Source organism: uncultured Bacteroides sp. (genome assembly GCF_905207245.1).
Classification (GTDB): Bacteria; Bacteroidota; Bacteroidia; order Bacteroidales; family Bacteroidaceae; genus Bacteroides.
In genome coordinates this window covers 1-19,586 of record NZ_CAJLKP010000050.1, presented here as the reverse complement: position 1 = coordinate 19,586, position 19,586 = coordinate 1, and the positions used below count along the sequence as shown (strand labels likewise).

General features: G+C 39.5%; 17 protein-coding genes. 2 read left to right on the top strand and 15 right to left on the bottom strand.

The genetic code is table 11. The annotated features are described in order from the left end of the window. Positions 1-129 precede the first annotated feature (129 nt). Both QZ135_RS15315 and QZ135_RS15310 read left to right on the top strand, forming a co-directional pair. Positions 130-1,359 carry an S-adenosylmethionine:tRNA ribosyltransferase-isomerase gene (locus QZ135_RS15315; protein ID WP_294611075.1) on the top strand — a complete coding sequence of 410 codons (1,230 nt, stop codon included), beginning with the start codon at positions 130-132 and terminating at the stop codon, positions 1,357-1,359. Between the two features lie 4 nt (positions 1,360-1,363). Continuing rightward, entirely contained in the window at positions 1,364-1,873 is a 510-nt protein-coding gene (locus QZ135_RS15310; RefSeq protein WP_294611073.1) for an NUDIX domain-containing protein, read from the top strand. A gap of 78 nt (positions 1,874-1,951) precedes the next feature. Here the strand turns inward: QZ135_RS15310 and glmM are convergent, their stop codons facing one another. The 15 genes from glmM to QZ135_RS15235 all read right to left on the bottom strand — a co-directional run bounded on the left by glmM (position 1,952) and on the right by QZ135_RS15235 (position 19,270). Beyond that, entirely contained in the window at positions 1,952-3,340 is a 1,389-nt protein-coding gene (gene glmM / locus QZ135_RS15305; protein ID WP_294611069.1) for a phosphoglucosamine mutase, read from the bottom strand. 39 nt (positions 3,341-3,379) lie between these two features. Then, complete coding sequence (locus QZ135_RS15300) at positions 3,380-3,979, bottom strand: DUF4827 domain-containing protein (protein WP_294611066.1); 600 nt, start codon at positions 3,977-3,979, stop codon at positions 3,380-3,382. Positions 3,980-4,082: 103 nt separating this feature from the next. Next, positions 4,083-5,120 (bottom strand): DHH family phosphoesterase, encoded by a 1,038-nt coding sequence (locus tag QZ135_RS15295; protein ID WP_294611061.1) that lies wholly within the window; start codon positions 5,118-5,120, stop codon positions 4,083-4,085. A 116-nt stretch (positions 5,121-5,236) separates the two neighbouring features. Beyond that, positions 5,237-6,547: an HlyD family efflux transporter periplasmic adaptor subunit gene (locus tag QZ135_RS15290; RefSeq protein ID WP_294611058.1), complete on the bottom strand. Its 1,311-nt coding sequence runs from the start codon at positions 6,545-6,547 to the stop codon at positions 5,237-5,239. Between the two features lie 19 nt (positions 6,548-6,566). Then, positions 6,567-8,774 carry a peptidase domain-containing ABC transporter gene (locus QZ135_RS15285; RefSeq protein WP_294611055.1) on the bottom strand — a complete coding sequence of 736 codons (2,208 nt, stop codon included), beginning with the start codon at positions 8,772-8,774 and terminating at the stop codon, positions 6,567-6,569. Positions 8,775-8,776: 2 nt separating this feature from the next. Then, positions 8,777-9,895: a 6-bladed beta-propeller gene (locus QZ135_RS15280; RefSeq protein ID WP_294611052.1), complete on the bottom strand. Its 1,119-nt coding sequence runs from the start codon at positions 9,893-9,895 to the stop codon at positions 8,777-8,779. Between the two features lie 53 nt (positions 9,896-9,948). Further along, the gene (locus tag QZ135_RS15275) at positions 9,949-10,176 is read right to left on the bottom strand and encodes a hypothetical protein (RefSeq protein WP_294611049.1); all 228 of its coding nucleotides are present in this window, start codon (positions 10,174-10,176) and stop codon (positions 9,949-9,951) included. 314 nt (positions 10,177-10,490) lie between these two features. Next, positions 10,491-11,825, bottom strand: coding sequence for a vitamin K epoxide reductase family protein (locus tag QZ135_RS15270; RefSeq protein ID WP_294611046.1), 1,335 nt, complete (start codon positions 11,823-11,825; stop codon positions 10,491-10,493). Between the two features lie 29 nt (positions 11,826-11,854). Continuing rightward, complete coding sequence (locus tag QZ135_RS15265; protein WP_294611043.1) at positions 11,855-13,054, bottom strand: 6-bladed beta-propeller; 1,200 nt, start codon at positions 13,052-13,054, stop codon at positions 11,855-11,857. Positions 13,055-13,122: 68 nt separating this feature from the next. Next, positions 13,123-13,356 (bottom strand): hypothetical protein, encoded by a 234-nt coding sequence (locus QZ135_RS15260; protein WP_294611040.1) that lies wholly within the window; start codon positions 13,354-13,356, stop codon positions 13,123-13,125. A 382-nt stretch (positions 13,357-13,738) separates the two neighbouring features. Further along, a complete protein-coding gene (locus QZ135_RS15255; protein ID WP_294611037.1) occupies positions 13,739-14,863 on the bottom strand; it encodes a 6-bladed beta-propeller in 1,125 nt (374 codons plus the stop codon). 56 nt (positions 14,864-14,919) lie between these two features. Further along, the gene (locus tag QZ135_RS15250) at positions 14,920-15,942 is read right to left on the bottom strand and encodes a 6-bladed beta-propeller (RefSeq protein WP_294611034.1); all 1,023 of its coding nucleotides are present in this window, start codon (positions 15,940-15,942) and stop codon (positions 14,920-14,922) included. A 128-nt stretch (positions 15,943-16,070) separates the two neighbouring features. Further along, on the bottom strand, positions 16,071-17,228 hold the full coding sequence (locus QZ135_RS15245) for a 6-bladed beta-propeller (protein ID WP_294611031.1): 1,158 nt from the start codon (positions 17,226-17,228) through the stop codon (positions 16,071-16,073). Positions 17,229-17,349: 121 nt separating this feature from the next. After that, a complete protein-coding gene (locus tag QZ135_RS15240) occupies positions 17,350-17,586 on the bottom strand; it encodes a hypothetical protein (RefSeq protein WP_294611029.1) in 237 nt (78 codons plus the stop codon). 280 nt (positions 17,587-17,866) lie between these two features. Then, on the bottom strand, positions 17,867-19,270 hold the full coding sequence (locus tag QZ135_RS15235; protein WP_294611026.1) for a tetratricopeptide repeat protein: 1,404 nt from the start codon (positions 19,268-19,270) through the stop codon (positions 17,867-17,869). Positions 19,271-19,586: the final 316 nt, after the last annotated feature.

The following is a 19,586-nucleotide window of genomic DNA, read 5'->3' as shown; positions in this document are numbered from 1 at the left end:
TATTAATGATTTACGATTGAGACTACTTATAACAAACAATCGCCCTACAAAGATACGGTAACTCAACAAAAAAAGATAGAAAAAAGACGATAAATATCCGTACCTTTGCACCCCGTAAAGAAGTTTATCATGAAAGAAGATCCGAAACATATCCGTATCAGCGAATTCAACTATCCGTTACAGGACGAACGTATCGCTAAATTCCCCTTGACTGTGCGCGACCAATCCAAACTTTTGGTCTATCGCCACGGTGAAATATCCGAAGACCATTTCACCTCACTTCCTTCTTATTTGTCGGAAGGAAGCCTGATGGTATTCAATAATACGAAAGTAATTCAGGCACGCCTGCACTTCCGCAAAGAAACTGGTGCCCTGATTGAAGCATTCTGTCTGGAACCCATTGAACCGAATGACTATGTGCTCAACTTCCAGCAAACAGAACATGCTGCCTGGCTTTGCATGATTGGCAATCTGAAAAAATGGAAAGAAGGCACTCTGAAACGGGAAATGGTTGTAAAGAATCAACTCATCACATTAACGGCTACCCGTGGTGAATGTCATGGCACCAGTCACTGGATTGACTTTCACTGGAACAATCCGGAGATTACCTTTGCAGATATTCTCGAGGTATTCGGTGAACTTCCCATCCCACCCTATCTGAACCGGGAAACACAGGAGAGCGACAAGGAAACTTACCAGACTGTTTATTCCAAGATAAAAGGTTCGGTAGCCGCGCCTACCGCCGGACTACATTTCACTCCCCGTGTGCTGGATGCTTTAAAAGAAAAGGGAGTCGATCTGGAAGAATTGACGCTGCATGTGGGCGCAGGAACCTTCAAGCCCGTAAAGAGTGAAGAAATAGAAGGACACGAAATGCATACGGAATACATTTCCGTTTCGCGCGGAACGATTGAGAAACTGATTGCCCATGACGGAAAAGCCATCGCTGTAGGCACTACATCAGTAAGAACACTGGAAAGCCTCTATCATATTGGCATTACTCTCCTGAGAAATCCGGATGCAACAGAGGAGGAACTACATGTCCGGCAATGGCAACCTTATGAAACGGCAGAGGAAACTGCAAGTATCACTTCTACAAAAGCATTGCAAGCCATTCTTGATTATCTGAACCGCCATAGCATGGAGGCTTTACATACCAGCACGCAGATTATTATTGCTCCGGGGTATGATTATAAGATTGTCTGTGCCATGGTCACTAATTTCCATCAGCCGCAAAGTACATTGTTGCTGCTCGTCTCAGCCTTCGTAAAAGGCAACTGGCGAAAGATATACGACTTTGCACTAAGCCACGATTTCCGTTTTCTGAGTTATGGAGACTCATCATTATTAATACCATAAGATTATGAACAGCGATAACAACCAGGAAATGTTTCCCCTTGTTGATGAACAAGGAAATATAACAGGTGCTGCCACTCGCGGCGAGTGTCACAACGGCAGTAAGTTACTTCATCCCGTGATACATCTGCACGTTTTCAATTCCAAAGGCGAACTTTATCTACAGAAGCGTCCCGAATGGAAAGATATCCAACCGGGCAAATGGGATACTTCCGTAGGCGGACACGTAGATTTGGGAGAAAGTGTGGAAATGGCATTGAAACGCGAAGTGCGCGAAGAATTGGGCATCATCGACTTTACCCCCGAGACCATTACCCATTATGTCTTTGAGTCCACCCGTGAGAAAGAGCTCGTCTTTGTACACAAAACCGTATACGACGGTGAAATACATCCCAGCGACGAACTGGATGGCGGACGTTTTTGGACAGTAGAAGAAATCAAAGAGAATATAGGCAAAGACATATTTACTCCGAACTTTGAAGGAGAAATCGGTAGGATTATATCACTGGATGCATAACGATATAAAACCTTATACAAGAAGAGGCGGCATCCTTTTATCAGAATGCCGCCTCTCTTATTCTTATTGGGTATTGACTTATTTCGCCAAATCTTCAATCACCTTCATTATCTTCTGACCGATTTCTTCAGCCGCTTCCGGTGTAGAAGCCTCGCTATATACACGAATAATCGGTTCGGTATTGCTCTTGCGCAAATGTACCCATTTGTCTGCAAAATCAATCTTTACACCATCAATATCATTGATTTCTTCATCCTTATAAAGTTCTTTCACCTTCGCAAGAATAGCATCAACATCGGTTTCGGGAGTCAGGTCCACACGATTCTTTGCCATGAAGTAAGGCGGATAAGTTGTACGAAGCTCGCTTACTTTCTTGCCCTCATGTGCCAGATGGCTCAGGAACAAAGCAATGCCTACCAATGCATCACGTCCGTAGTGGCTTGCCGGATAAATCACCCCGCCATTGCCTTCACCACCGATAACGGCGCCTACTTCCTTCATCTTGGTAGTTACATTCACCTCGCCTACGGCAGAAGCAAAATATTCCTTACCATATTTACGGGTTACATCGCGCAATGCACGTGTAGAACTCAGGTTAGAAACAGTGTTGCCCGGTGTATGTTTCAGCACATAGTCGGCAACACTTACCAACGTATATTCCTCACCGTACATTTTTCCATCTTCACAAATCATAGCCAGACGGTCCACATCCGGATCAACCACAAAAGCTACATCAGCCTTACCGCCTTTCATCAGGTTCATGATGTCACCCAGATTCTTTTCCAACGGTTCGGGATTATGCTGGAAGTTCCCTGTCGGTTCGCAGTAGAGTTTTTCTACATGTTGCACACCAAGTTGTTCCAGTAATTCCGGCAGAATGATGCCGCCTACAGAATTCACACAGTCGATAGCTACACGGAAGTTCGCCTTTTTGATAGCTTCTACATCCACCAGGTCGAGCGCCAGCACACTGTCTATGTGTTTTTGATTGTAAGTTAAGTCCATGCGATAAGAGCCCAATTGGTCTACTTCAGCATAGTCAAATTCTTCAGCCTCGGCAATGCGAAGTACTTCGTTACCTTCGGCAGCATTCAGAAATTCGCCGCGTTCGTTCAGCAATTTCAGAGCATTCCATTGTTTGGGATTGTGCGAAGCGGTCAGGATGATACCGCCACTGGCGCCTTCCATAGTCACAGCCAGTTCAGTGGTTGGTGTGGAAGCCAGGTCGATGTCAACAACATCCCAGCCCATACCCATCAAGGTACCTACCACTACATTCTTTACCATTTCACCCGAAATGCGGGCGTCGCGTCCTACTACAATTTTGTTGCTTTTTACTGTGCACGTTTTGCGGATAAGTGTTGCATACGCTGATGTGAATTTCACAATGTCAAGCGGATTCAATCCTTTACCCGCTCCTCCGCCAATCGTTCCGCGGATTCCAGAGATAGATTTGATTAGAGTCATTTAGGTAAATAAATTAAGAGATTGTTTGGTTATACTATATCATCTATAGATTTGATATTTACGGATATCATAGTAATAAGGATTTACCTGCTGCATTGCCGAATTATGTCCCATCTTGGAAGGAACAATCAATTTTACATGTGCTCCGTCACGCACGTAAGCCAATGGAACCAACCAACCGGCAGGCACAGAAGTACCATAATAAAGCATAAATCCTTGTGTAAATTGACCGGCAATAGAAGAACTCGTTACTCTATAATTAAATTCATCCACTACTTCCGCATAGTCCAGATTAGACAAGGTTACCACCTTACTCATAAGGCTATATTCCATGAAACGAACCAATATCTGGTCATTAGGTTTCACGGTATCAGCTGGATTTTTGGAACCTTTATCCACTATCTGCATATACACGCCGCTGGCGAGCTGCACATATTCATTCTTAAGCGTATCCGTAGTCGAGTCGTTTCTATAAAATTCCGTCTGAGATATAACAGTTATACTACTGTCTCTGATGAATGCTTTAATGGCATCTTTCTCATCCTCCAGCATTTCTGCATAAGTCTTGGTATTATCGCAAGCTTGAAAACCCAAGCCACATGCCAGCAAAGCTAAAAAAAACAATGTAAGTTTCTTCATTATCTGTTATTTAGTAATTCCGTACAAAAGTATTCGATTTCGTTGAAAGTTGAAAGCCCTACGTAGAAACTTCGTATCTTTTAACCTTTATGCCTCACTTTTTTTATCCTTTCGCATTCAGCAGAGGCTTGAACTTTTCCAAAGCGCGTTCCAAAACCTTTTTCGCTTCGTCTATCGTACCATAAAATTCGCCACCGGAAGCATTCAAATGTCCGCCTCCATTAAAGAACTCGGCAGCCAACTGATTGCAGGGGAACGTACCCACCGAACGCAACGAAACTTTAATCATCGGCTTTTCCGTATCCTCACGCAGGAAACAGGAGAAAACCACATCCTTTATGCTCAAAGGAATATTTACAAACCCCTCACTGTCACCACGGATATAATTGAAACGTCCCTGTTCATTTTTAGTCAATGATATCAGAGCTGCATGATAATCGGGATACACCCGCATTTGCGAAAGCACATACCCCATCAGCCGCAAGCGGCTTTCGGAATAAGTATTATAAACTTTTCGGTAAATATCATCTTTGTCGATGCCTTTGGAAAGCAGTTCTCCGATGATGAAATAAATCTCCCGATTGTTGGAGTTATAAGTGAAACCACCTGTATCGGTCATCATACCGGTATAAATGCACTCAGCTCCCTGTTTAGTTATCTCGTTGAAATACCCCATGCGGCATATCAACCGGAATACAAGTTCGGAAGTGGATGATATGCTGGGATGTGAAATAGTAATATCACAGAATTCTTCGGGATACAAGTGGTGGTCTACCAATATTTTCTTCCCTTTGGCAGCCTTTATAGCGTCCGCCATTGCATCTATACGGCTCAAAGCATTGAAGTCCAGACAACAAATGATTTCCGCCTCAGCTATCAATTTGTCGGCAAACTCTTTGTAGCGGTCATAAAGCAACACATCTTTGCTGCCCGGCATCCACTTCAGGAAATCGGGGAAAGCATTCGGCACAATGACGTTTGCCGTCTTATCTTGTGAATTAAGGAAATGCCATAGTCCCAGGGAAGAACCGATGGCATCACCATCCGGCGCCACATGGGCTACGATAACTATTCTTTCCGCATGTCCCATCCATCTGGAAAAGCGGTCTATCTTGGCTTGTTCAATTACTTTGGTCAACATATACTTTTATGATTTAGAAATAGACAATCGGAATAATTCCATTCATCTACTCATAATATGAAGGGGCAAAAGTACGAAAAAGTTCGGGAGTTGATGGAAAGTAACGAAAGTTTTATTTAGTCTTCGTATTCCACTATCTTCCTTAACGGAGCTAATAAACGCTCCAATACATTCCTGTCCGCCAATATAATATCCGCTGTCCCTTTCAATTCGCGTACTGTGGGAAGCGTTCTGCCATAGTTTGTATGTAAGCCATCCGGCAAAGCGACTTCCACAATATATACTCCGTCTTCTGTCGGAACCGGAGAAATACTTTCCACCCTTCCTTTTACATAACCAAATTCCTGATCAGGATAATTATCCATACGCACATGTACTTTCTGTCCTATCTGTACCTTTCCTGAACCCTGCAAAGGAAGTTTTGCCTTTCCAACGACTTTCGAATCTTTCGAAGGTTGTACCACAAAAACTGTCTCCCCCGATTCTACATTCTGATTACGGCTCCAAACCGTCATAAAAGTTACCTTGCCACAAATCGGACTACAGAACAAATAGCTCTGTTCCCACGAACTCAATTGAGCTTCAAGCTGTTCTACTGCATTCTTCAATTCAAGTCTGTGGTTTTGTTCTTCATCATAAGCCTGCTTGCCCAAATCCAATAAATTTTCTTCTTGCTGCTCCAATTGCATTTCAGCTTGCAACAAACTCATACCGGAAGTTTCCTTGGTACGCAGACTCTGCAAATAACGGCTACCCGACTCTTCAAATTCTGCTGCAATCATAGCATCTCCTTCAAAAAGGATGGAATCCCGGTCATACATACTTTGCGCCAATTTCATTTCTTTTTCAGTCAATGTATGCTCACGCTGCACCAGATTGAGATAAGAACGTTGCCCGTCCAACTGCTTTCTTCCGGCATTCAATTTCTTTGTGTAATAGTCCTGCTCAATAAAACGGATATAATCCGAAAGAGCAATCATGAAAGAAGCGTACACCGATTGCAGTTCCCCTAATTGCAAGCGTTTACCTATAAAATAGTCCGCTCCCTTATCCGGTTCATAACCGGCCTCTTTCCATTCTTTCATACAATCTGTCAGCCACAGTACATCTTCAGTAACAGAAGTATTCTGAATTACCCCCAAACGCTCGCCTGCCTGCACCATGCCACCATTATTTATATACAACGTATCAATCTTTCCTGCTGAACGTGCCAGGATAAAGGCCGGAGGTTCTTCAGTTGTCAAAGTCACTTCCGCTTGTAGCACATCCGGGTATCGAAACACCCAGCACCCAACCAATATAACAAGCAGAATAATAAACAGCACCGTTATCCCCCACCTCACCACCCAAGGTGAAATGTGATTCATTACTTCCTGCACTTCTTCGCTACGCAGTTCTATCTCTTTATATTTCTTCTCCTCTTCCACAGTATTGAGTTACAAATTTCTAATTACCCAGTTCCAATTGATTTTTCACCAACTGATAATACAAACCTTTCCGCTCAGTCAGTTCCCGGTGAGTTCCCTCTTCCGCAATCCTCCCTCTATCCAGCACTATTATGTTGTCCGCATCTCTCACCGTACTCAACCGATGAGCCACCACCACGACCGTCTTGCCCTTATAAAATTCGTACAAATGTTCCATAATCTCACGTTCGTTATTGGCATCCAAGGCATTAGTAGCTTCATCAAAAAACAGATAATCCGGATTCTTATAAACGGCACGGGCTATCAAAATGCGTTGTCTTTGTCCCTGACTGATACCATTTCCTTCCATACCAATTTTAGTATTATATCCCAACGGTAGAGAATCTATAAAATCACGAATATTTGCAATAGTCACAGCATGCCGCAAACGTTCAATATCAATCTGCTCTTCGCCCACTGCAATATTCCGGGCAATTGTTTCAGAAAAGATGAAACCGTCCTGCATCACAGAGCCGGTTCGGGCACGCCATAGATGCGGATTAATATTTTCCAACGGGGTGTCCTGTATTTTGACAACTCCTTTATTGGGAGTATAGAAGCCGAGCATCAACTTTATCAGAGTGGTTTTACCGCTTCCACTCGCTCCAACAATAGCTGTCACCCTATGCCGGAGAATATGAAGAGAAATATCATCCAGCACATAATCCCTGTCCGCACCATCATAACTGAACGACAGATTCTCGATCCGGATATCTCCCTTTTCCGGCAACACCGTCAGTTTCGATGAGATATCCTGTTCTTCATCCCTTTTGCTATGTATCTCATTCAGACGTTCCAAGCTAATCTTCGCATCCTGAAATTGCTGTGCAAAACCAATAAAAGAAGACACCGGAGAACTCAACTGACCGATAATATAGGTCAGAGACATCATCATACCCAACGTCATCTGCCCATCTATTACGGCTTTTGCCGCAATAAAGGAAATCACAATATTGGTAGTTTGATTAAAGAATATGGAACCCACTTGCTGAATTTGTCCCAGTGCCAAACCTTTTATGCTAATTTTGAACAGTTTCACCTGTATACGTTCCCATTGCCAGCGTTTTTGCGTTTCACAGTTGTTCAACTTGATTTCCTGCATGGCAGTCACCATCTGTATCAGACTGCTTTGTTCTCCGGCAGCTTGTGCAAAGCGTCGTATGTCCAGTTCACGCCGGTACTTCATGAAAACAAGTATCCAACAAACGTACAAAGTATTGCCTAATAAGAAAATACCTAATACTGTGAGATTATAATAAGCAAGTACAAAGGCAAAAATAAAGAAATTGACAAAGGAAAAGAGTGTGGTAATAGATGACCCTGTCAGGAACGTTTTAATACGTTCATGATCACCGATACGTTGCATAATATCACCTACCATTTTCGAGTCAAAGAAATGCAATGGCAGTTTCATCAATTTTGCTAAAAAATCAGATATCAATGATATGGTAATCCTCGTGTTGACATGCAATAATATCCAGCTACGGATAAACTCTACCGACAGTTGTGAAACAGAAATTATGACTTGGGCCACCAGTACCAGTATTATAAAGTTCAGATTGCTGTCTCGTATGCCGACATCCACCAATGATTGTGTAAGAAAAGGAAGGATGAGTTGCAACAGACTGACAGTCAACAGCCCTAATATCAGTTGTATTAGTTGTTTCTTATAAGGGGTGAGATATCTCAGAAAAAAAAGCAATCCTCTTTCTCTAATTTCCGGTTCATCCTCACGATGGTAGAAATCGGGGCCGGGTTCCAATATCAATGCTGTACCGACATCTTCCCCCTCTGTCCTTGTCGACAACCAGCACTTCTTAAATTCCTGTTCATTATAAGTCACCATCTGTTTTCCGGGATCAGCAATCTGAAACCAATATTCCCCTTTTCTTTTTTTAATGCCATAGCAAACTACAAAATGGTTTTGGTTCCAATGTAAGATGCAAGGTAACGGTACATCTGTAATCAATTGGTCAAATGAAACATGGACACCCGCCGTACGAAAGCCAATAGCCTCTCCCGCATCACTGATGCCCAAAAGCGATACTCCTTCGCGAGATATGAACGAACGCGCCCGCAACGTCTGCAATGAATAGCTCTTACCATAGTATTTAGCAATCATACGCAAACAAGTAGGACCACAATCCATCGCATCCGCCTGGTGATAGTATGGAAATGAATGTTTCATTTTTATTGTTTCAAACGCATCATTATTAGTACTATATTTTCTTCATCATTGAGGAATGATTGTTCCAAAGAAACCGAGGCTATATCTTGTAAGTCACCAACTTTTACACTCATTAAGAGATAACCATATCCATCTATGCATTCATAAGTAAAATAGCGATTCAGTAAAGACAACCTCGTATTCGGGAATATCAACAAATCGTCTAATTTATAACATCTATGTTCCTTTTTATCACAGTAGGAAAAGAACATCTGCATTCCAATATGCTGCATAGTATACCAACGAAGCAATAAAAAATTATCCGTATCAATAAAAGCTGTACATATTCTTCGGTTTTCATTAGGAATATTAAAATTGTCCGTATCTAACAAGCGAAACTCCCCTTCAGCCCATAAATATGCTGTTTCATGCTCCATTCCTTTAACATGAAAAATTGTATCATTAAAAAGGTCCCAATATATAAATGAATTTTCATCTTTAACACTAACTCCAAACGTTCCAAAAGAAGCCGCATAATCAGCTCCCAATTGAGTATCACTGCCACGCCAGCATGTCACTAACTCTCCTTTCATATTCGTAATTACCCAATGCAAAGGCTTACGTGATTCTCCCCCCAAGCAATTCGTATAAAAGAAATATAAAAGTCCATTCCTATGATATATTTGCACCGGATATAAACCGTCATCAGGGAGTTCTACTAAAGAAGAATTCAAAAAGACTCCATCAAAATTATAAACGGCAAGCTTCTTTGGCAAACTATAAACGTATATCCTTTCATTTTCTTTATCCATCGCTATAGCTCTATAATTACTATATTCCTGAGGAGCACCTCCGACACAACCAATTTTCATCAAAAACTTCCCTTGCTTATCGAATTTCAATACTCCTTCATTCGTGTCAAAAAACATACAATCATCATTAATTAAAAATCTCCTTCCTAACCCCCTTATCAAAACTGTAGTATCTATTGGTATATAGATAACTGTATCTATTAATTCTGACAACTCTAATGATTTGCTAATCAAGTTTTCTGGAGTAATGAGTAAATACGGATATCTTTCACTTTTAATACAAGAATAGAGTAGCAAACATAAAAATGAGCCATAAATATATTGTTTCATATTTTAGTAATTATCGGTGGTAAGCTTTATATCTCACCACCGTCATGTTCTAATTAATTACAAACAGCAAAAGCCTGAGTTCCTTCTGATTCTCTCTGAATAGAAATTAACGATGAGGCATCAGTAGCAGAAGAAGCACACACTACGCCTTCACTAGTCATAGTACTACCTACATAATAGGTAGTACAAGTGTAAAGTTTTTCACCTGAAGCACAAAGATTTGAAACTGTTGCACCACCATGAATCTGCTTCATTTCCGAAGCATCCAGAATTCGTTTCATAAGCATAAAGTTTTAAGTATTATCGTATGAATTACAATAATGGTTAGCTACTCCATTACCGTTACTGCCCTACGATATTCCACAGTAACATTTATATATCAATTGATATTTAAATCTCCAAAATGTCTCATATCTTCAATCTTATAACTATCTGGTAATAGATAACCATTTATTAAAACAGTAGGAGTTGCTGTCAATCTGTTTTCAAGTTGCCACTCTTTATGTTTACTCAGTTCACGATTAACTTCCACAGACTCCAAATCATAATCAAACGTTAGAATATAAGTCTCTCCCAGATATTTCTTTCCAGCAAACTAATCATTATAAATTGCTTCTGCTCTCTCATGATTCTCTTGTTGATAAACGGCAAGAAGAAATCGGGCACTCTTTTCAAGTTCCTTATTAAAGGAAGAAAAGATATACTGAACACAAACCTTATCTCCCATTTCCTTCAACAATGCACCAATGCGCTTATGCATCTGCGCACATGGATTACAATGAGGATTAGTCAAGACCGTAATACGCAACTTTGCTTGCGGATGTCCCCAAACGATTTGAGAAGTAGCCGGATTTACTTCATAATGAGGTTGTAACTCCAATTGAGAAAGAAAAACGCTTTCTGACGCTTTCAGATTATTCAATTCATACTTCACATTCTCCAACTGTTCCGAACGGAACCAACGTTCTGATAACAGATGTAAAGACAAGAAAGGAAGTAAATAAAGTATAGCTACAGATAGCATATCTTGCATCTCAAAAGTTGGTAGTCTCCATTGCCCGAATACATTCACAATAGCCGTCATCCACAAAAGCAGCAACACAGACAAGCACAACGGACACCATTGTTTAGCAACCTTATACTGATACCATACACTCCAACCCGTATAAGGCAAAGATAATAAGTTGACAAGTATAAAATAGGGCATCCATTGAGGATAAAATACCACCAAAGTAAGACTTGAAATGAAATAGCCAAGCCCTATTTCACTCCAACTAAACGTCCCTCCTAATTTTGCTGCATCAGATTCTAACACACTATTACAATCACCTTGTTTAAACAGTGAACAAATCTTATCAGTATACTCACTCTGTACTTTGCCTTGTTTCAATAACAACAGAAAACTTACACCAACACCTGCCAGATTAATAAACAATAAGAAACCACCTGTTACAGAAGAGAATAAATGATGCTCCCAACTCCCCAAGACCAATAAAACAACCAAAATCATAATCACTCCTATTTTCTGGACAGAATTAAAAAATGCAGTCTTCCGGTGCTTCTCATATTCCGGTTCTCGTGAAGATTCTCCCGGTTCAGCAACAAGTGCGATACCCGACCATAGCTTTTTAAATTCATCTACAGGCACAGATATCTCTTTCTCACGCCAAACATAATCGACCACCTGATCAGACATTCGCTTTACTACCACAAAATCATTACTGACATGCGCCACAAAAGGAGAAGCTAATTCTCTTAAGTCCTTATCCTCCACCTGTATTCCTGCATTCTCTATCTTATATACAGATAGCATATCCGATAAACCATACAAGTTATAGCGATGCGGATGCTCTGCAAAAAGCTTATCGGCATAGCTTCTGGTAAATGGAATATGTAACTCATGCAAATAGGTTGATAATAGTGTTTTCATGTATTCAGATGTCAATTAACTTATTCGTATTATTTCTTTAGCCGAATCCTTATCAATACGTTATTACCTTCTTCATCAATACGATCAGCTAACTTCCGTATCTCAGGATCATCAGAAGATAACCAGGCATCCAACAATTTATAAGGTTGATAAGGAGCTTCTAAATACTCACGCCCATCTATTATAAAATAATTATAGGGAAAAAATAAAGGAAGTCCCCATAAATCATCGGTGAGACCTTCCGAATTAAATAACTTCCCAGATGCTTTATCATAAAAACAATAATTCCACCGAATGTCTTTAAAATCAAAGGGACGCCATACACATAAAAAATAATGCTTTGTTTCGGTTATTGTAGCTATCACCATACATTGACTATATTCATTGTTTACGACTTTAGCCGGAGCCAACCGCCTATTCCATTTCCCCCATATAGCAACAACTTCCTCACCTTTCTCTGATATCCGATATATAGTATCACTGTACTGATTCCAAACCAACATCGTATCTCCGAAGCAGCCCAAATGTAGTGAATTGAAACTGGGATAATTTCCTGGAGTAAAAAACAAACTTTCATCCCGTTTCGAAGAAAGTAAATTTCCTACAGTATCTGTTATCGCATACATATAGGGCTGTGACATCCCCCCTTCCCCTCTATAATAGAAATACAACTTATTATTTAAATAATAAAACTTCCATGCCCACACATCAGGAAGTTGAAGAGAATGCTCACTCAAAAAATCTCCTTCATAAGTAAATGATAAAAGCTTAGATTTGTCGAGACAATAAACATAAATGATTTGATCGATTTCATTTATAGCCATATCATAAAATTTTAGATATTCACCCGGCCCTTGTCCTACAGAACCTATCTTATTTATAAGATGTCCTTCATTATTGTACCTCAAGATCCCCTGTTCCGTTCCTACTAAGAAAAAAGAAGAGCTATGTACTCTCAAACCTCCTTGATAGTCAATAGAGTCTGGCTGAATAATAACCATCTCATCAGCTATATCTGACATCTTCACCTCCCTCTTTATGAAATCATCATAATTCCAAACCATAATATTACTTCCAGGCTGACTATGGCAGGAATAAAAAGAAAACAAAACAAAAGATAAAATCACTTTTTTCATGTGCAATAAAATAAAAAAGTGTATCAAAGCGAAGATTAGAACACGAATTACACAAATAACATAAATTTCATACCACTGATAATCAGTATCCATTTTTTTACGCAATTTGTACAAACAGTATTCTTTTACTCCTATTTCAATACACCTTTTATTAATTTAATTTAGTAACAAACAACAGCAACTTGATCTGCTATAACATCTTGGGTGATACGAATTCTATCAACTGCTTTTTCAGCGCCTTTTGCACTTTTTGCGCAAACAGAACCTGAGGTAGTTGCTCCACCCATCCAGGAACTGGTACAAGTGTATAGCAGTTCACCTTCACCACAACTACTCGAAGGTTGCGCCCCTCCACGCACCTGCTTCATTTCCGAAACATTTAAAACCTTTTTCATAAGCATTCAATTTTAAGTAAAACAATAAAGAGGAACTCCGCCCTATCCATCATAACAGCCAGCTACTCCATTACGATTAATACTATACGGTATCAGCATCAAAGTTGAAATACAGCTAACATCTCGACTTGGAATGTAGCAAAGTTAGGCAGGATACTACACTTAAACAAGAAAAGATACTGGACAAAAAACAAATATACTATAATACTAAAAATCAATACATTAATTCAAAAATTAAAGCAAAAAGAAGAGCATCAACCAGACAAAACATTCTCCTTATTCTCTACAATTTCCGTATAAAATCATCAAAAGTATCGCCGCCAGCCAACAAAATTAGCTCTTCATACGTTGCTTCAACTTCGCAACAGCATCGGCAGTCACATTAGAAATTAATATTATTTTTCTTCAGTCGAATCCTTATCAACACGTTATTACCTTCTTCATCTATACTCTCAGCTTGCTTCCGTATTTGCGGATCATCGGAAGACAACCAAGCATCCAGCAATTTATAAGGTTGATAAGGAGCTTCTAAATACTCACGTCCATCTATTACAAAATAGTTATAAGGGGAAAAAACAGGAAGCCCCCATAAGTCATCGGTGATTCCTTCCGAGTTAAAAAACTTCCCGGATGCTTTATCGTAAAAACAATAATTCCATCTATTCTTCTTTATACCATAGGGACGCCATATACATAAATAATAATTAATAGTTTCAAAGATGGTAGATATTATCATAGATTGATTACATTCTTCCTTTTCTACCTTGGCAGGAGTCAATCGTTTATCCCACTCACCCCATACCGCAAAAGCTTCTTCTCCCTTTTCTGAAACTCGATAGATAGTATCGCTATATTGATTCCAGACTAGCATGGTGTCACCAAACAGTCCTATATGATCAGATGGAAAACTAGGATAACTTCCAGAAGCAAAATGTAAACTCTCATCTCGCTTGGAAGATAACAAATTCCCCATTGTATCTGTTATTGCATACATATAGGATTGTGATTCATTATCAGCGTCTACACAGTAATAAAAGTAGAATTTATCCTTCAAATAATAGAAACTCCAAGCCCATTTTTTAGGAAGTTGAAGAGAATGTTTATTAAGAAAAGTCCCTTCATAAGAAAAAGACAAAAGTTCAGAGGTATTCATACGGTAAACATAAATAATCCGCTCAGTTTCATTGATAGCCATAGCATAAAATCCGCTGTATTCACCAGGTCCCTGCCCTATAGATCCTATCCTGCCTATAAAATGTCCCTGATTATTATACTTCAATATTCCCTGTTCCGTTCCAGCCAAGAAAAAAGATGAAGCATGTACAATTCGGGCTCCCTTATAGTCAATAGAATCAGGCTGAATAATTGCCATTTCATCAGCTATATCAGACATCTTCACATCTTTCTTTATGAAATCATCATAATTCCAAACCATAATAGTACTTTCCGGCTTACTATGGCAGGAATACAAGAAAAGCAGCAGGGAAATAAGCAATAAGTTTCTCATACTAAAATAATTATCCAATCATTCTTCTGTTAGTGTATTCAATGCTATACGGACTTCTATTCACCCTTCAAACGAATCATTATCATCACTAAATTACCCTCAGGATCAATATTTTCTCTTTGTAAAACATCTTCTGGCAATTCATATGGTTCAATCTTTCCTATCATATAATCTTTATTACCCCTTTGAAAGTATGAAAACATCCATCTTAAAGAAATATCTATTTGGGTATTCAAATCATCCCGAAGTCTCTTTGTTCCCATGAATATTTGCTTTTTCTTATCGTAGAAACCGAAAGAAGAAAAAGACTTAAAAGTCGCATCAAGCCACTCAAAAAACAGGAATCTTTTCGTTTCAGCAAACATCGTAAAAACCATCATATTTTCATTTACATCTTCAGTTGATGCAGATATACGATGCTTTCCTCGCCCCCATAAAAAAGCAGGTGTAACATCCTGTTCTGTAAAGCGGAAAATAGTATCATTAAATAAATTATAATATAACAAAGAATTATCAGAAGAAGATGTAAAATAAGTGCCGCATGCATATCCCCTCTTTAAAACAGGCTCTCCATGCTTCTGTTTAATTTCCAAACTTTGCCCACAAGTATCTGTTATCACCCAATAATAGGGATCAGACAAACCTGACATTGACGGATAAAAGAAATAACACTTATTGCCAAGAATGCGCATCATCGTTGGATAGCCATAAGTATCATCCGGCAGTTCATAATGAACACGACTCAGAAACGCTCCATCGTAAGAATAATTAATCATCACTTTTTCCGGTATACTATATACACGAATCCGTTTATTAGAAGTATCAACGGCCATTAACTTATTTCTATTATATTCCATTGGAGCCTGTCCTATTCCGCCTATTTTCATAAGAAACTCTCCCATATATGAATACTTCAATACCCCTTCCGCTACACTTACCACGAAAAAACTATCAGTGAAACAGGGGCTACCGTAACTTGATAATAAAAGTCTATTATCAAGTTGTATCAAAGAAATACTATCTGCGAACTCAGATATAGGTATCTCAGCTAGCAATTCATCTATCGGCTTTATTTCCAAAAGCTCTGTTGTTTGCCGATGATTACAGCTAAGAAACCAAAGAGTTACTATTAATAAGAAAAATAGTCTCATAATATATCACATCAATTATAGCACAATGAAAAGAATCCATAAAGTGGACTATAAATTCACTCTTTCAAACGTATCAACACCAACACCGGATTACCTTCTAAATCATCCGCATCCAATTTCCAATGAAGAGCACCGGGAATATTCTCCACCTTATATGCTTTTGTCTGTGTCACAATATATTCACGTCCTTTCAGCTTGACATATGACATCCTCAGATAGCGCATAGATAAATCTCCACGCTTATCATACACCATGTCATCCCTAAGTTTATATGTAATGTCCGCATTCTTATCATACAAATTATAATACACCCCCTCACTTCTATTTTTAGAACTCCAAGTTAACAGCAGAAAATTCCTAGTATCAATTATTTGTGAACATCGAATGCGCTCTTCCGGAAGTAAAGAGAGATCATCTGTTTCCTGCAAACGAAAATTCCCTTTATCAAATAAATAAGCAGCTCTTTCGCAAGAAGGGCTTACATAAAAAATAGTATCATTAAAATTATCCCAATAGATCATTGTACTATCATCTACAGAAGTATAATTATTAATCAGAACAACTCCTGGATAAAAAGATGTCCTGGCTTCTTGCCCCCGGCGGCACTCCACAAGAGTACCATCTTTATTCATTACCATCCAATACAACGGCTTTTCACCGACGGTTCCCGCATTCATATAATAGAAATATAGTAAACCATTCTGAACCTGAAAAATATCCGGACAATACATTCCACTTGCTTTTTCAGGCATTTGCAAATGTACACGTTGCAAGAATTCTCCTGTCAAAGAATAACTTAACAAAATATCAGGGTACATAAAAGCGTAAACAATTCCATTCATAGCATCTACAGCCATATTATAATTGCCACTTTGATACTCTCCAGGACCTTGTCCTATACTCCCTATAGTATTCAAGAAATGTCCCTCTGAATCAAATCTTAAAATACCATATTTATTTGTAGTACCTATAATAAAGCTATCTGTCAAAACCAAATTGCCAATCCCGGAGAGCAGGATGCTATCGTCAAACTGTACGTACATCACTGTATCTACTATATCCATCAAATCTATGGTGGAAGATGCGCTATGAGGAGACAAAACCTGCAAGCCTTCTTTTCTGCCCACAGAGGAACAAGATGAAACAAAAAATACAAAAAAAAGAAAGTGTATTCCTATTCTATTACATTTTATTGATATTTTCATAATTTTCATATCATTTACTTACAAGAAAAAAGTTTCTTCGCCTGTTTAAAACGAAGAAACTTAGCCTAATTGTATCGGCTAATGATAATACAACAGCATATCACCATTGCTTATTTACTCCAACCTCACATTAGGAGCATTGTATATCCTTAATATCAGGATCGGCTTGTACTTGATCTGTTTTAGCCATAATAATAGCTCTTCTAGCCATATAAACAGTAGCAGCACAAACTGCTCCAGTACTACTGAAACCACTACCATAAGTAGTTGTACAAGTATACAGCTTTTCACCATCACCGCAGAAACTAGAGATTTGTGCTCCACCACGTACCTGCTTCATTTCCGAGACATTCAAAATCTTTTTCATAAGCATAGATTTTAATAAAACAATAAGGAAACTTCCGTTTTATCCATCACAACAGCCAGCTACTCCGTTACGATTAATGCTATACGGTATCAGCATCAAAGTTGGAATGCAGCTAACATCCTGACTTGGAATGTAACAAAGGTAGGCAGGATGCTACACTTAAACAAGAAAAGATACCGGACAAAAATCAAATCAGATACAGCACTATAAATCAAAACATTACCTCCGCACCAAAGACAAAAAGAAGAGCCTCAACCGGACAAAACATTCTCCTTATTCTCTACAACTTCCGTATAAAATCATCAAAAGCATCACCACCGGACAACAAAAATTTACTCTTCATACGTTGCTTCGACTTCGCAATAGCATCGGCAGTTACGTTAGAAACAATGGCAATCATGCCATTCGTGAACCCGGCTCGGATAAGATAACATATCCTCCGTTCCTGCATACCCAGCTTATAACCGTCCAGTTTCCCCGACATATCACCATAAAGAGTATCGATTACTCCAAATACCTCCATCCATTCCTCATCCGACTTCACCAGTCCATATGCCGGCCGGCAACGCAACTGACACAACCGGCTTAGTGCAAGCGTACGCTCAACAGGCAATAAGGAATGAATTTCCTGATATTCTTTCAGTTGCTTTGTATAGGATACATTCAGTTTCTGCAAACAAGAGTTCAACTCATCCTTATCTTTCTGCCGGACGAACAGCTTCTCTATCCTCCGAGACAACTCATGATTTTCTTGCAATAATTGCTGCCGTTTTTCTTCCGATTCCACTCTTCCTTCATCCAATTGTTTCTCATTCTCTTTCAGACGAGTAAGCAAATGCTCAATCCTCCTCTGAACATTCCGTTTGTATAAATGAAAAGCCACAAAGCCGACTACAACTAAAAGCATGGCTCCGAAACCGATAGAAAGCAACCATACCTTACGATGTAACAACTCATTTCTTATCCGCTGATTCTCATTTTTCAAGATTTCACTATTGTACTTCTCTTTTATTTCACGGTCTAAAGCCAGTTGATTCTCATTCATCTTACACCAGCTTGCATAAAGTTCCTGATATTCGGAAGCAAACAGCCTGTAGTCTTTGATTTTAAACTCTTCGCCCTGCAACACGTTCAGATTTCGATTCCTTCCTCTTACAAAATCCTCTTTCATCAGAAACATCCCATTGGAAACCCGCCGCATCGGAAGTTCGTCCGTTGCCGACATTCTCCGGTATTGAAGCATTTGTTGCTTTCCTTCTTCCCAGTCATCCACATTATGGCAGACAATGGATAATTCAGTAGAAATATCCATAAAAAGAGTCGGGTCAAAGTCCGCCACTGCCTCCTGCGCTTGAAGGTAATAATACAGGGCACTGTCCGGACGCGAAGATAAAAGATGGGTCCGCCCCATATTTCGCAAGGTATTGGCATAAGAAGCGGTCAGCGATTTCTTTTCGAATATATCGGCAGCTTGCGAAAAGCATTGCAGTGCGTCCTCATAGTTATGCCCGTTCAGGTATCGACGTCCATAATAACTATAGATAGAAGCTTTCAGAGACGGACTTTGCACCGTGTCGGCAGCCCGTAAAGTGATGGTACTGCGAATGGGAGCTTCCTCTATAGGATGCTGACAAGATGACGCAAGCACAATCATCCCCCAAAAAAGCAATAAACAGAATAGCATTTTCCGTAGTAATAGCAGCCTCAGTATAATATGCATAGGTTATCATTCATGTATGGTGCAACAAATATACTGATTTTAATAAACATCTTCGACTTTATGCGCACATTTCTGCCTGTATTTTAGACAAGAAAGTCAGCCTTAATACAGTTTCCACGAGAGGGAACGAGCGTTCCCAAGTATAGAAACGACAGTTCCCATTAAGAGAAACGAGCGTTCCCATGAGGAGAAACTCTAATTTCCAAAGCTAAGTGTACTGTACTGGATTTAGTTGACAACTTCGCTTGTTATACCTAAGTTAGTTTACTCAATATATTTT